This is a genomic window from Pseudomonas sp. PDM04 (genome assembly GCF_014851765.1).
In the GTDB taxonomy this organism is placed as follows: domain Bacteria; phylum Pseudomonadota; class Gammaproteobacteria; order Pseudomonadales; family Pseudomonadaceae; genus Aquipseudomonas.
Map to the genome: position 1 here is coordinate 1 of NZ_JACVAI010000002.1, position 14,055 is coordinate 14,055.

11 protein-coding genes are annotated in these 14,055 nt (G+C 59.4%); 8 read left to right on the top strand and 3 right to left on the bottom strand.

The annotated features are described in order from the left end of the window. Together IB249_RS06815 and IB249_RS06820 are read left to right on the top strand one after the other, a co-directional pair. On the top strand, positions 1 to 755 hold a 755-nt coding region (locus IB249_RS06815; RefSeq protein ID WP_192302895.1), incomplete at its 5' end, for a cbb3-type cytochrome c oxidase subunit I. Between the two features lie 14 nt (positions 756 to 769). Beyond that, complete coding sequence (locus IB249_RS06820) at positions 770 to 991, top strand: cbb3-type cytochrome c oxidase subunit 3 (protein WP_192302897.1); 222 nt, start codon at positions 770 to 772, stop codon at positions 989 to 991. A 68-nt stretch (positions 992 to 1,059) separates the two neighbouring features. On the opposite strand, the gene IB249_RS06825 is transcribed toward IB249_RS06820, so the two are convergent. Next, a complete protein-coding gene (locus tag IB249_RS06825) occupies positions 1,060 to 1,554 on the bottom strand; it encodes a hypothetical protein (RefSeq protein WP_192302899.1) in 495 nt (164 codons plus the stop codon). A 149-nt stretch (positions 1,555 to 1,703) separates the two neighbouring features. After that, entirely contained in the window at positions 1,704 to 2,144 is a 441-nt protein-coding gene (locus tag IB249_RS06830) for a carboxymuconolactone decarboxylase family protein (protein ID WP_192302900.1), read from the bottom strand. Between the two features lie 206 nt (positions 2,145 to 2,350). Between IB249_RS06830 and IB249_RS06835 the strand changes: the two genes are divergently transcribed. From IB249_RS06835 to IB249_RS06845, 3 genes are all read left to right on the top strand, one after another. Further along, complete coding sequence (locus IB249_RS06835) at positions 2,351 to 3,784, top strand: PLP-dependent aminotransferase family protein (RefSeq protein WP_192302902.1); 1,434 nt, start codon at positions 2,351 to 2,353, stop codon at positions 3,782 to 3,784. Between the two features lie 123 nt (positions 3,785 to 3,907). Continuing rightward, positions 3,908 to 4,201 carry an antibiotic biosynthesis monooxygenase family protein gene (locus IB249_RS06840; RefSeq protein ID WP_192302905.1) on the top strand — a complete coding sequence of 98 codons (294 nt, stop codon included), beginning with the start codon at positions 3,908 to 3,910 and terminating at the stop codon, positions 4,199 to 4,201. Positions 4,202 to 4,395: 194 nt separating this feature from the next. Beyond that, positions 4,396 to 4,806, top strand: a complete 411-nt coding sequence (locus tag IB249_RS06845; RefSeq protein ID WP_192302907.1) for a cupin domain-containing protein — start codon at positions 4,396 to 4,398, stop codon at positions 4,804 to 4,806. Between the two features lie 185 nt (positions 4,807 to 4,991). Here IB249_RS06845 and IB249_RS06850 read toward each other — a convergent pair whose 3' ends face one another. Further along, positions 4,992 to 9,884 (bottom strand): NAD-glutamate dehydrogenase, encoded by a 4,893-nt coding sequence (locus IB249_RS06850; protein WP_192302909.1) that lies wholly within the window; start codon positions 9,882 to 9,884, stop codon positions 4,992 to 4,994. A gap of 698 nt (positions 9,885 to 10,582) precedes the next feature. Here IB249_RS06850 and IB249_RS06855 point away from each other — a divergent pair. The 3 genes from IB249_RS06855 (at position 10,583) to IB249_RS06865 (ending at position 14,054) form a co-directional block, all read left to right on the top strand. Continuing rightward, on the top strand, positions 10,583 to 11,731 hold the full coding sequence (locus tag IB249_RS06855) for a colicin-like pore-forming protein (RefSeq protein WP_192302911.1): 1,149 nt from the start codon (positions 10,583 to 10,585) through the stop codon (positions 11,729 to 11,731). A gap of 769 nt (positions 11,732 to 12,500) precedes the next feature. Then, the gene (locus IB249_RS06860) at positions 12,501 to 12,854 is read left to right on the top strand and encodes a hypothetical protein (protein WP_192302913.1); all 354 of its coding nucleotides are present in this window, start codon (positions 12,501 to 12,503) and stop codon (positions 12,852 to 12,854) included. A 240-nt stretch (positions 12,855 to 13,094) separates the two neighbouring features. Beyond that, positions 13,095 to 14,054, top strand: a complete 960-nt coding sequence (locus IB249_RS06865) for an AAA family ATPase (RefSeq protein ID WP_192302915.1) — start codon at positions 13,095 to 13,097, stop codon at positions 14,052 to 14,054. The last annotated feature ends 1 nt before the right edge of the window (position 14,055 follow it).

Sequence of the window (14,055 nt, forward strand, 5' to 3'; positions counted from 1 at the left end):
ACTTCGTGCCCAAGCAAGTCGGCCGGCCGGTGTACTCCTATCGCCTGTCCATCGTGCACTTCTGGGCGCTGATCACCCTGTACATCTGGGCCGGGCCGCACCACCTGCACTACACCGCCCTGCCCGACTGGGCGCAGTCGCTGGGCATGGCGATGTCGCTGATCCTCCTGGCCCCCAGCTGGGGCGGCATGATCAACGGCATGATGACCCTCTCGGGCGCCTGGCATAAGTTGCGCAGCGACCCGATCCTGCGCTTCCTGGTGCTGTCCCTGGCGTTCTACGGCATGTCGACCTTCGAAGGGCCGATGATGGCGATCAAGACCGTCAACGCCCTCTCCCACTACACCGACTGGACCATCGGCCACGTGCACGCCGGTGCCCTGGGCTGGGTGGCGATGATCACCTTCGGCGCCACCTACCACATGGTGCCCAAAGTCTTCGGGCGCGAGCAGATGCACAGCACCCCGCTGATCAACCTGCACTTCTGGCTCGCGACCATCGGCACCGTGCTGTACATCGCCTCGATGTGGGTCAACGGCATCACCCAGGGCCTGATGTGGCGCGCAATCAACGACGACGGCACGCTGACCTACTCCTTCGTCGAAGCCTTGCAGGCCAGCCACCCCGGCTTTGTGGTGCGCTTCGCCGGTGGCGTGTTCTTCCTCAGCGGCATGCTGCTGATGGCCTACAACGTCTGGCGCACCGTGCGGGTGGCGGACGTGCGCCTGGCCGAACGTGAAGCGCAGATTGCCTGACGGAGGCGCTGGAGATGGGTGAAATACTGCTGAACCTACTGTTTGTCGCCGGGCTGTGGCTGGCGGTCGAGTACTGCCTGAAGCGCGAGACCGCGCAGAGCCTGGACGACGCCAGTCTGATCCCCTTCGCCGATGACCCGGAAGTGGCGCGGCGCGTGGAGCTGGCGACCGGCAAGGTCGTCAAGGCGGTGGCGCCCGAAGAAGCCAGGCCGGGGTATGTAAACCTCGATATGTGATGCAACGGCAAACCCTGTGGGAGCGAGCAGGCTCGCTCCCACATTGAATGGGTTTCAGCCTCGGGAATTCAACCGCGTTCGCGAGGGATCAGGCTCTGCAACTGCTGCGCCAGAAAATTCGCATCGAAAGTAAAGTTGTCGGACTCCTTCAAGCCGTTGGTCTTGCGCCATTGCCAGCTGTCCGACGGCGGCAGGCACACCAGCGAAATGCTGCCGTACCGCGCCGCCGTCAGGCCCATCACCGCCAGGGAAATCTGCCCACCTGCGCCCATCACGTCGGGCAGGAACTCCACGGGTTTGCCGGCGATCACGATGCTTAGCTTCTCTGTCTTGAACGTCGAAGTCTCAAGCGGAACGCTCGGCCCCGAAGCCACATAGGCTTCGCGTGATACTTCCAGCAGGTTCGGTGCCTGGACCGGTTCCAGCCATTGCTGGATCTGATCGAACAGTTCGGTTATGCGTGTCGTCCACACCGCCGATTGCGCCTCGAACAGTTGTTGTTTGTGCGCCTTGCCGTCTGCGTAGTGGCGAAGCATCTCACCCAGTTGCTGTACGTCGTCCATTGCGATGTTCCTATGGTGGAAGCCGTGCTGCGGACCCTGAGCATGGCAGATGCCGGCGCCGGCCGTACAAATCAATGATGGCCGGGCACAACGCACACCGGCGATCCGACGACAGCTCGCGCTCACAGAAAGCCAGGCTGGCGGCCGGATCAGGCGTTGGGGGCCTGCCGGAAGCTGACGGCCAGGCGATTCCAGCTGTTGATCGTGGTGACGGCAATGGTCAGGTCGACCAGTTCGCTTTCGCTGAAGTGCTGTCGGGCCTGCTCGTAGACGTCGTCCGGCACGTGGCTGTCGGCAAGCAGCGTGACCGATTCGGTCCAGGCCAGCGCCGCGCGCTCGCGCGGGTTGAAAAAATTGCTGTCGCGCCAGACCACGATCGAATACAGGCGCCGGTCGGTCTCGCCGAGGCGCCGCGCATCCACCGAGTGCATGTCGGTGCAGAAGGCGCAGCCATTGAGTTGCGAGGCACGAATCTTGATCAGGTGCAGCAATTCCGGCTCGATGCTCAGGTGGCTGGTCAGCGCCTCCATGGCAATCATGGCTTTCATCGCCTTGGGCGATGCGCTGTAGTAATCCAGGCGGGACGTCATGACTAGCCTCGGGGGTCGATGGGGACTGTTCAAAATTAGGCGCTGATGCCTCGCAGTGACAGAGCCAATTACGCGAAATAACGGTGGGCCATTGCGCAAAAAGACCAATCCCCGGTTTTTGCACTGCGCAACTTCTGCGCAACCACGCTTGCGGGTAATCTTGCGCGACGCAAGCGCGCGTCAATTGCCCCAGGAGCCCCGTCGGTATGGAACTTCATGTTGTCATCAACGGCCGCAAGGACCTGGCTGGCCAGTTGTACAACCAGTTGCGCAGCGCCATCGAATCCGGCCGCCTGGCCGCCGGCACGCAGTTGCCGCCCAGCCGCCTGCTGGCGGAACAACTGGGCATCTCGCGCAAGACCATTTCCGACACCTATGCACAACTGACGTACGAGAACTTCCTGACCGGAGTGATCGGCAAGGGCACGTTCGTCAACACCCGGCCAGCGAAAGCGCAGCCCAAGCAGAGCCATACGCAACTGGCGAGCGCCGAGGTCATCGAGTCCTGGCGCAACCTGCCGGTGTTCCTGCGTCACCCGACCCTGGAAGGCTCATTGCGTTATGACTTCATCGGTGGCGCCACCAGCAAGGGTCAGTTCCCCCAGGACGACTGGCGACGCTGCACCGCCCACGCGCTGCGTCAGATGGCCGATTCAAGAGGGTTCTACAGTTTGCCCGAAGGCCTCCCGGCGCTGCGCAACGCCATCGCCCGGCACATCGCATTTTCCCGTGGGGTGAACTGCCAGGATGAAGACGTGGTGGTGTGCAACGGCGCGCAACAGGCGCTGGACCTGATTTCCCGGGTGATGACACGCCCCGGCAGCATCGTTGCCATGGAAGATCCCGGCTACCCGCCCGCGCGCCTGCTGTTTGGCAGTCATGGCGCCACGGTGGTGGGCGTACCGGTGGACGCCGAAGGCATTCAGGTCGACAAGATCCCCGACGGAACCCGCCTGATCTATGTGACCCCTTCGCATCAGTTTCCCCTCGGCATCGCGATGAGCCAGGCTCGCCGAGCGGCACTGCTCGAACGGGCCCGCGAATTGGGCGCGATCATCATCGAGGACGACTACGACAGCGAATTCCGCTACGAAGGCCGCCCCACCGACTCCCTGCAAAGCATGGACGAGCACGGGATCGTCGCCTACGTGGGGACCTTTTCGAAGACCCTGCTGCCGGAATTGCGCCTGGGCTACATGATTCTCCCGCCGGCGATCCTCGACGCCGTGGTCCGCGCCAAGCAACTGACCGACCTGCACACCTCCACTCTGCCCCAATGGGCGCTGGCCAAGTTCATCGCCGAAGGTTGCCTGCTCAAGCACATCCGGCGCTGTCATACGATCTATGCCGGACGGCGCGAACGCCTGCTGTCGCGTGTTGCCGGGGATCTGGCCCCCTGGCTCGAGGCGATCCCGAGCACCGCCGGTTTCCACATGACGCTTAGATGCAAAACACCTATCGATATTCCGTTGTTGGTCGAACTGGCGAAAAAAGTCGAAGTCGGCCTGTACTCCATCGAGCCCTTCTACTACCAGCAAATGCCGCAGGCCGGCCTGCTCATGGGCTTTGGCGCCATTGAAACCCTGGACATCGACACCGCCCTGGACCGGCTGCGGGACCTCTTGCAGCAGCTGGCGTAAGGCATTGGCCTGCGGTTTTATCCGGCGATTGGCTATTGGCGGTCCGGGAGTGCAGGCCTATTCTGCATGGGCGTTGTCCCTCAATGAGCAGGATTCGTCCGGCCTGATTCAGGAGTGTGAGTAATGTCCAACGAAGTGATCAATACCGTAAAGGTGCAGGCCGTCTCCGGCCGCTCGGAAGAGCTGGGCAAGCAACTGCAAAAGATTGTCGAAACCCTGCGCGAGTTACCGGGCTGTGAATCCTATATGGTCGACCGCTGCCCCGAGGACAGCAACCGCTGGAACGTCAGCGCCCGCTGGCAATCGGAAGCGGCCATGCACAGGCATTTCAACTGCCCGGAAGTCCAGGGCTTCATCGGCCTGATCGACAACCAACTGGCGAACGCCGTGGATTTCAACAGTTTCCCCCTCCGCTGACACGGTTGAAAGATCGCAGTCTTCGGCGATGCCGGCAGGGCTATGGGTACCTCTGCAGGCCTCGCCGCAGGCTGCGATCTTTTTTGTGCGCGAGCAGGATTGGTCCCCTCGCCTTCACGAAAATTGGCCGTTTGAACACCCGGGTACGCGGTCTACTCTGGTCCCTGACGACTAACCACTGCAGGTGATAATCCATGAAAGCTTTGCGCTTGTGTGCCGCTCCGCTGGCGGCTCTCGCCCTGACCCTCTCGGCCTCGGCATTCGCCCACGACCCCTCGGAAAAAGTCACGATCCTGCAGGACGAAGTCCTCAAGAACGTCCCGGACAAAAAAGCCCTGATGCTCGAAGTCGACTACAAGCCCGGCCAGTCGTCCGTCGCCCACAAACACGAAGGGACGGCGATGGCGTACGTACTGTCCGGATCGATTGTTTCCCAGGTCAAGGGCGAACCGGCAAAAACCTACAAGGCGGGCGAGTTCTGGTACGAACCGGCCGGCTCGGAACACCTGGTGTCGAAAAACGCCAGCAAGACCAAGCCGGCCAAGCTGCTGGTGTTCATGGTGTTGTCGCCAGACGAGAAAGTGTTGATTCCGCTGGAAAAATGAATTTACACACGAGCGGTAGCCCCGGTGTGGGAGCGAGCCTGCTCGCGATAGCGGCGTATCAGTTAACAACGACGTTGAATGTACAGACCTCATCGCGAGCAGGCTCGCTTCCACCGGGCGACAAGTAAACGGCCATAAAAAAGCCCCGTATCTTTCGATACGGGGCTTTTTCATTCAACGCCTGATCAGGCCGGTTCCAGCTCCGCGCTGGCCTGGGCGGCAGCAGGCACTACCGCTTGTCCGCTCAACGCCAGATCCAGCAACTCACGGTTGGCCACCGCATACATGGCGTAGTCCGTACCGCTGGCGGCACGGATTTCCACCAACATGGAGCGCCAGCGCTCGATCATGCTCTCGTGCTGCGCCATCCACGCCTCCAGACGGGCTTCCACCGAGCCTTCGCCCAGTTGCAGCACCGAGATGGTGATGGCGCGCTGTTGCCAGTCGACGTCATCGCGGAACGCTTCACGGGCCAGGGCCTGCCAGTTGTTTTCAACCGGCAAGGCACTGATCTGTTGCAGGTACCAGGTGATGTCCAGCTTCTCGCCCACGGCGAAGTAGGCCTTGGCCACTTCGGCAGGGTCCTGGCCGGTCACGTCGGACGCCTCGATGACAGGCAGCAGGGTGTACAGGTGCGAGGTACCCGCCACCATACGTGCCAGCAACTCCGGCACACCCGCTTCGACGTAAGCCAGGTAACGCTTCTGCCAGCCCTCGCGGGTCGGGCCTTCCAGCAGTTCGTCGAGCTTCAGGCCCAGCTCCTTCAGGTGCGGGCCGAAATGCGCGACGTCACGGGCGGCGTTCTGCTCGTTGCGGCGGGCACGCAGGAACCAGCGCGTGGCGCGACGGCCCAGGCGCATCAGCTCGTCCATCATCTCCAGTTGCACGTCAGCGGACACCTTGTAGTCCAGGGCTTCGATCTGACGGAACCAGTGCGGGAGGTGGAAAATGTCCCGAACGATGACATAAGCACCCGCAACATTCGCCGGGCTCATGCCGGTCGACTCCTTGAGTCGCTGAACGAAGGTGATGCCCATGTGGTTCACCAGGTCGTTGGCGATCTGGGTGCTGACGATTTCGCGCTTCAGGCGGTGACGGCGCATGGCCTCGGAGAACTTGCTCACCAGGGTTGGCGGGAAAGCGGTTTCCATGTCACGGGTCAGGTACTCGTCATCCGGCACCAGGGACTCGAGCAATTGTGCCTTGAGGTCGATCTTGCTGTAGGAGATCAGGACCGACAGCTCCGGACGGGTCAGGCCGTGGCCCGCCGCGACGCGTTCGTTGATCTGGTCTTCGGACGGCAGGAATTCGATGGCACGGTCCAGCTTGCCGCGACTTTCCAGGTCGTTCATCAGGCGCTTGTATTCAGCGATGCGTGGCAATGCACGACGCGCCGCCAGGGACAGGGCCTGGGTCTGCTTGTAGTTGTTGCCCAGCACCAGGCCACCGACTTCGTCGGTCATGCTCGACAGCAACTGGTTGCGCTGCTTGTCGGTCATGTCGCCGGCCTGAACCACTTCGTTCAGCAGGATCTTGATGTTCACTTCGTGGTCGGAGCAGTCCACGCCACCGGCGTTGTCGATGAAGTCGGTGTTGGAACCGCCGCCATTGAGACCGAACTCGACGCGGCCCAATTGGGTCATGCCCAGGTTACCGCCCTCGCCCACGACCTTGCAGCGCAGCTCATTGCCGTTCACGCGCAGCGCATCGTTGGCCTTGTCGCCGACGTCGGCGTGGCTCTCGCTGCTGGCCTTGACGTACGTACCGATACCACCGTTCCACAACAGGTCCACCGGCGCCTTGAGCAAGGCGTTCAGCAGTTCGGTCGGGGTCAGTTTGTCGGCCTGGATGTCGAAGCGCTCTTTCATCTGCGGGGAAATCGCGATGCTTTTCGCGCTGCGGGAGAAGATCCCGCCGCCTTCGGACATGATGCTGGTGTCGTAATCCGACCACGCCGAACGCGGCAGGTCGAACATGCGCTGACGCTCGGCGAAGCTGGTCGCCGGGTTCGGGTTCGGGTCGATGAAGATGTGCAGGTGGTTGAACGCCGCGACCAGTTGCAGCTTGTCGGACATCAGCAAGCCGTTACCGAACACGTCACCGGCCATGTCGCCGACGCCCACGACTGTAATGCTGTCTTCCTGGACATTGATGCCGCGCTCGCGGAAGTGACGTTGCACGCCCACCCACGCGCCCTTGGCGGTGATGCCCATTTTCTTGTGGTCGTAACCGGCCGAGCCGCCGGAGGCGAACGCATCGCCCAGCCAGAAGCCGTAGTCGATGGCGATGCCGTTGGCGATGTCGGAGAAGGTCGCGGTGCCCTTGTCCGCAGCGACGACCAGGTACGGGTCATCGTCGTCATGGCGCACGACGTTGGCCGGCGGAACCAGCACGCCGTCCTTCAGGTTGTCGGTGATGTCCAGCAGGCCGGAAATGAAGATGCGGTAGCAGGCGATGCCTTCGGCCGCGATCTCGTCCCGGCCGCCGCCCAGTGGCAGGCGACGCGGCAGGAAGCCACCCTTGGCGCCCACCGGCACAATGACCGAGTTCTTCACCTGCTGGGCTTTTACCAGGCCCAGCACTTCGGTGCGGAAGTCTTCCTCACGGTCGGACCAGCGCAGGCCACCGCGCGCCACGTTGCCAAAGCGCAGGTGCACGCCTTCGACCCGTGGCGAGTAAACGAAGATCTCGAATTTCGGCACCGGCTTGGGCAGCTCGGGAATCAGGTGCGGGTTGAACTTGAAGCTGAAGTACGACTTGTTCTGACCATTGGCATCGGCCTGGTAGAAGTTGGTCCGCAGGGTCGCCTTGATCAGGTCCAGGTAACGACGCAGGATGCGGTCTTCATTGAGCACCTGAACGTCGTCCAGGGCGCTGAGAATCGCGTGCTCCAGGCGTTGCTGCTTGTCGTCCAGATCGTCGCCGCTGAGCTTGCGCGCCAGGTAGAAACGGGTCTTGAACAACCGGGTCAACTCGCGGGCGATGTCGGTGTGGTTGTTCAGGGTGCTGGCGATGTAGCCCAGATCGAAGCCCAGGCGGATCTGCTTCATGTAGCGGGCGTAGGCACGCAGCAGCGCCACATCGCGCCATGGCAGGCCGGCGGTCAGCACCAGGCGGTTGAAGGCATCGTTCTCGGCATCGCCGCGCACGATGTGGACGAAGGCGTCCTGCAGGGTGTCGTTGAGTTGCTGGATGTCCAGGTCCAGGCCTTCGGCGGCGGTGAACGCGAAGTCATGGATCCAGAACTCGCGACCGTTGGTGTGACGCAGACGATAAGGGAATTCACCGAGCACACGCAGACCGAGGTTTTCCAGGATCGGCAGCACGTCGGACAGTGCCAGCGGGGTGTCGGCGTGATACAGCTTGCAATGCAGCTCGCGCTGGCCGGACACCTGGCCCAGTGGCTGATAGAAGCTCATCACCAGCGGGTTCTTTTCGTTCAGGCTCAGCAGGTGCTGCATGTCGACCACGGCCGAATGCGCCGCGAAACGCTCGCGATAACCGGCCGGGAAGCCTTTCGGGAAGTCGGCCAGCACGTTGGTGCCGTGGGCTTCGCCGAAGCTCTCGACGGTCAGGGCGGCGTAATCGTCCTGCCAGCTGCGGCAGGCCTGGATCACTTCGTTTTCCAGTTGCTGCGGGTCGATGTCGATGCGGTTTTTCGGGTCGACGCGCAGGATCAGTTGCACGCGGGCCAGCACAGACTCGGAGAAGAAGGTCCAGAACTCGCAATCCGAGGCTTTCAGGCGATCCATCAGTACCTGCTGGATCTTCTGGCGCACCTCGGTGGAGTAGATGTCACGCGGCACATAGGCCAGGCAGTAGCAGAAACGGCCGTACGGGTCCTTGCGCAGGAACACGCGGATTTTGTTGCGTTCCTGGATCTGCACGATCGACATCACGGTGCTGAACAGTTCGTCCACCGGGGTCTGGAACAGATCGTCCCGTGGCAGCACTTCGAGGACCTGTGCCAGTTCCTTGCCCAGGTGAGCCTTGGCCTGGAAGCCGGAGCGGCGTTCGATTTCCGCCACCTTGCGACGGATGTACGGAATGACCCGCACGCTCTCGCCGTACACCGACGAAGTGTACAGGCCCATGAAGCGGCATTCCTTGATGACCTTGCCATCGGCGTCGATTTCACGGATCGACACGTAGTCAGGGTAAGCCGGACGGTGGACACGGCTTGGGTGCGCAGCCTTGGCGAACGACAGCAGGGTCGGTTCGCGCAGGTAGTTCACGGCGTAGTCTTCGATGCGCAGGTCATCGTAGGTCAGGCCGACACGCAGCAGCTTGGCCAGGCCCAGGAAGGAGCTCTGGTCGTATTCGATGTGACCGCCATCGGCCTGGTCGGTGACCACGAACTCTTCGTAGCCGAGGAAGGTGAAATGGTTGCCCACCAGCCATTCCAGGAAGCTCTTGATTTCGTTCTTTTCTTCGGCATCGACGGCGAAACGGCTGTTGTCCAGGTTGGTCAGGATTTCCTGGACCTTGGCCTTCATCGGCTCGAAATCGGTGACCGCGACGCGCACTTCACCCAGCACCTGCTCCAGCTCTTTGCTCAGCACGTTCAGTTCGGCGGTATTGGCGCAACGGTCGATTTCCAGGTACATCAGCGACTCTTGCAGCACGTCGTCGCCCTGGGTGCCTTTTGGCAGGATTTCCAGCAATTCGCCCTTGCTGCCACGACGCACGCTCAGCACGGTGGTCTGCAAGGTGTGAATGCTGTAGCCGCGACGGTTCAGCTCGGTGCGTACCGAGTCCACCAGGAATGGCAGGTCGTGGTGCAGCACTTCGACCGCGGTGTGGGTCGACTGCCAGCCGTGGCGTTCGTAATCGGGGTTGTAGACGCGCACTTGCGGTTGCGCGTGATCGAAGCGCTCAAGCAGGCGCCACGCAGAAAGGGTACAGCCAGCGAGGTCGGACAGGCGACGCTGGGTCAGCTCGTCCAGGGAAATGATGCCGAAGAATTGTTCAGCGAACAGCGCCACTTGTGGCAGTGCCTGTTCACTGATGTGCTGCGCCAGTGCCGCTTGCAGTTGGTGCTGGAAGTCGGCTTTGCTGGCTGCGGTGAAGAACGCCATCTGTGGTACTCCGCTTGGGCTTGTTATTGATTGAAGCGTCGCGTGCAACACCCCTTTCGGGGCGATCCGTCATCCTGTTCCTGATTCTCGGGCAGAGGAAACAGGGTGACAGGTGGGTGAAGCTGGACGGGACACTCAGGTCACATTCACCTTCCGTGAATGGGCATCTGCAAAAACCACTGTGCGATCAATTGCACACTCTCTTTACAGGCAGGTCTTTACAGGTATCCATTCGATGCGCAGCTTAACCAGTGCGGCAAGGCCGCTGCTTGCAGTGCTGCGACATATTCGGTCATCGGAATGCAGCTGGCGCGACATGCCTCGAACAACACTAGCAGCCGCGAGGGAAATTGGGCGTTTTATCCCGTATTTACGGCACGGGCGTACCAGAAGCGCTCGAGTGACGTGCGGGGGGGCTCTCCCCTCCGTCCTTTCGCTTCTTGACCAGACGAGATTTTTTTCTGAATGGGCAGCGTCGCAACGATGCCCCCAAAAACCAGAAAAAAACATGATGTAACTTCGCACTATCTTATCCTTACTAATAACGCGAATTATCCTACGCAACTATAAGACCACTCCCTCACACATCTTATTTTCAAAAACAACAGAAGACACTGACAATATCGCTCCACCACAAGCAGACAACATCGGTTTGAATAGACAATGGATCGGTCACCCAACATGAAAGGAATCATGACATGTCGCAACTAGAGCTACCACTAACGATATTCTATGGCGACGGGACATGGGAAATCTTGAATCTGAACCCCAACAGAATCCGCGGGGACATTCGTAAAAACTACCCATTGGGAAATCCAATGCATGGCTTTACATTGGCCATCGAAAAGGACTATTTCGCGCGCAAACAAAACCTTGAAACAGCCTTGCAAATAGAATTGAACACCTCCGAAACCAGGCAACCGCCACCCACCAACAACACACCCGACGCATCGCTTTCTCGAACGATCAACGCGGTTAACGAGTTAATCTCCCAAAAAAACTCCCTACTTCAGCAAGAGCTGAAAATTATAAAAACATCGAAACAGCATGGAAAACTACAAGCCACTTACAACGCGATGATTCTGAAGGACCAAGTCGATATTCTTCAGCTGCGACAGAATCACTTGCATAAAGAGAAAGGCCGACGCGAAGCTGAGCTTTCTGCACAGCAACAAGCTGCCGAAGCCGCGCGCACTGCTGCGCAAGCGCAGCGGCAGGCTGAAGAACAGGCTCGCCTTGCCATTGAAGAAGAGTCTAGTCTCGCTGATGAATACAAACGCAACATCAGCTTTTTAGCAGACATGAATGAAAGCATCTTGAAAAAATATGGCGAGAACATGGGATACGTCGCACATAACCTTCAAAAGGATATTTCCGGGAAGAAGGTTAGAAGCTACCGAACAGCCATGAAAACTTTCGAGAAGGTCAGAAAAAATCCGAACGTGCGGCTTAGCCCGCAGGATACCCAAGCCGTTATCGACGCCCTGAATTCACTGGACAAAGCCACGCTTGCAGATAATGCGAATCGCTTGGCAAGAGCTTTCGGGCTCGTGGGAAAAGCGGTCCAGGCACACTCCATTGTCGAAAACGCGGCAATCGGCTTCAAGGATGGCAATTGGGCGCCTTTGATGCTGGAGTTGGAAAGCATTGCTGCCGGGGCGGGTGCAAGTGCGCTGCTAGCCACTGTTCTCATGCCGATTTTAACCATGGCAGTGCCATCAACTGCAGCGCTCATCATCACCGCTATACTAATGGCTTCCGCCTCCGCTTATCTTGATGCCAAGCAGGTAGATATCATCAATAAAAGAATTCTCAACAAGCTCAACTCACTCAAGAACGAGAACTAAATAAAAATATTAGCCAGGATCACCTCCACCTTGGCTACTCACATACCAAATCAACGCCGACACCCATCATGACCAATAGAATATTACTCCCTTACCGGCAGTTCATAGTTACGGCACTGCCGATTTTTCTGATAATTTATTTTGTCCCCGCACACGCCTCCACCCCGCTGCATTTTCTTATTGATAACTTTATAGAAACCCACCTACTGGGATATGCCGGATTCTGGACGAGCCATTATCCATTCAGCTCAAAAATAACTACAAATTACATAAGTATTCTCGGACCTGTTATCGCAATTTCAGTATTTTACAAAACGTACCCCAGCATTAACTTAACGCCGCTCCAAATGGAGAGAATAGAAAACCTTGGGGGCATTAAATATTGCCTGTTCTCACTCTGCATGATAGTCATTTTTTATTTTATACTCACCAAACACTATCTATACCCTTACGAGTTGATCAGCCAAAAAAACAGCCTGAGCATATTGGGCAAACATAAAATCCTGTATTCGCTCTACTCCACACTCATGCTCTTCGGGCTTTATCTGATGCCGGTGATATTTTATATTTACTTTATCCTCCTACCCCACAAGCTCTTTAAACGTTGGAAGGTAAAAAAACCACATCAGTAGGTTCGTGCATCCGTTCAATTAATCGACGGAGACGACTGAAAAACATAGAATGCCCGCCTCTTTTCCTGCTTTTCTCGACATGACCCAACCGTCAAGATCGCGACCTTTTTACCTCACGTCTATGACCAGGAGCTCCCATGCAAATGACCACCGCCCTGTTGATCGTCAACCCGTGCGACGACGAAGAAGACAACATGGCCATGCTGGCCTGCCACAGCAACCAGGGGGAAATGTTCCTGATGACCCGCTATCCGGACGAGGACGAGCTGGAAATCACCCTCGACGGCGAACCTTCGACCCTGGACGGCGTGAAAGTCACCCTCAGCCCGACTCGCCTGCTGATCGAAATCGCTGCAACGGATGCCGATGCGCTCAATGGTGATGATTCGCTGGAAATCATTCACGGCACCGATGCGGGTGACCTGGCGGAGGTCGAGGAGACCTTGCGCAACATTCTCAAGGGCACCGGGACTTACATCAGCGAGCTTTGAGGGCGTTTGTGCGGGCCCCGTCGCGAGCAGGCTCGCTCCCACAGGGGCTATACGAACGGCTTCTTTGTGGGAGCGAGCGTGCTCGCGATGGCGCTCGCCAGGTCGCCACCGTTCCCATCATTTCCCACACTTTGCACAAAATGCCGTTAGTCGCCGCCCCCCGCGATGGATTAAAGTAACGCCCCCAGCCCTGGCGTTAATTCGAACGTCTTCGGTCACCCTTTCCAGGAACAGTCATCGATGGAACATCGTGAAGCGCTGATCGCGCTGCGAACCTTTCTTTCAACGCAGATTCTCGGCCAGGAAAAACTCATCGAGCGCTTGCTCATCGCCCTGCTCGCCGACGGCCACATGCTGGTCGAGGGTGCACCGGGCCTGGCCAAGACCAAGGCCATCAAGGAGCTCGCCGAGGGCATCGAAGCCCAGTTCCATCGTATCCAGTTCACCCCCGACCTGCTGCCCGCCGACATCACCGGCACGGAGATCTATCGCCCGGAAACCGGCAGCTTCGTGTTCCAGCAAGGCCCGATCTTCCACAACCTGGTGCTCGCGGACGAAATCAACCGGGCCCCGGCCAAGGTGCAATCGGCCCTGCTCGAAGCCATGGCCGAGCGCCAGGTCAGTGTCGGGCGCAGCACCTACGAGTTGTCGCCGCTGTTCCTGGTGATGGCCACGCAGAACCCGATCGAGCAGGAAGGCACCTATCCGCTGCCCGAAGCTCAGCTCGACCGCTTCCTGATGCACGTGAAAATCGGCTTTCCGGACGCCGCGGTCGAACGCCGCATTTTGCAACAGGCCCGTGGCGAAGCGCTGAACGGCGAAACCAAGCCGGAACGCCGGGTCAGCCAGCAGGCAATCTTCGCCGCGCGCAAGGAAATCCTCGGCCTGTACATGGCCGACGCCGTGGAGGAATACCTGGTGCAACTGGTCATGGCTACGCGCACCCCGGCCAAGTTCGACCCGGAAATGGCCGAGTGGATCGCCTATGGCGCCAGCCCTCGCGGTTCGATCGCCCTGGACCGCTGCGCCCGGGCCCACGCCTGGCTGGCCGGTCGCGACTTCGTCAGCCCGGAGGACATTCAGGCCGTGCTGTTCGACGTGCTGCGCCATCGCATCATCCTGTCCTTCGAAGCCGAGGCCGCCGGCATTGACCAGGACCGGGTGGTCCAGCGAATTCTCGACGTCGTAGCCGTCGCTTGAC

What these genes read in the sequence shown, in the direction of transcription:
- IB249_RS06820 (WP_192302897.1), top strand. Translation starts at nt 770, where the DNA reads ATGGGTGAAATACTGCTGAACCTACTGTTTGTCGCCGGGCTGTGGCTG.
- IB249_RS06825 (WP_192302899.1), bottom strand. Translation starts at nt 1,554, where the DNA reads ATGGACGACGTACAGCAACTGGGTGAGATGCTTCGCCACTACGCAGAC.
- IB249_RS06830 (WP_192302900.1), bottom strand. Translation starts at nt 2,144, where the DNA reads ATGACGTCCCGCCTGGATTACTACAGCGCATCGCCCAAGGCGATGAAA.
- IB249_RS06835 (WP_192302902.1), top strand. Translation starts at nt 2,351, where the DNA reads ATGGAACTTCATGTTGTCATCAACGGCCGCAAGGACCTGGCTGGCCAG.
- IB249_RS06840 (WP_192302905.1), top strand. Translation starts at nt 3,908, where the DNA reads ATGTCCAACGAAGTGATCAATACCGTAAAGGTGCAGGCCGTCTCCGGC.
- IB249_RS06845 (WP_192302907.1), top strand. Translation starts at nt 4,396, where the DNA reads ATGAAAGCTTTGCGCTTGTGTGCCGCTCCGCTGGCGGCTCTCGCCCTG.
- IB249_RS06850 (WP_192302909.1), bottom strand. Translation starts at nt 9,884, where the DNA reads ATGGCGTTCTTCACCGCAGCCAGCAAAGCCGACTTCCAGCACCAACTG.
- IB249_RS06855 (WP_192302911.1), top strand. Translation starts at nt 10,583, where the DNA reads ATGTCGCAACTAGAGCTACCACTAACGATATTCTATGGCGACGGGACA.
- IB249_RS06860 (WP_192302913.1), top strand. Translation starts at nt 12,501, where the DNA reads ATGCAAATGACCACCGCCCTGTTGATCGTCAACCCGTGCGACGACGAA.
- IB249_RS06865 (WP_192302915.1), top strand. Translation starts at nt 13,095, where the DNA reads ATGGAACATCGTGAAGCGCTGATCGCGCTGCGAACCTTTCTTTCAACG.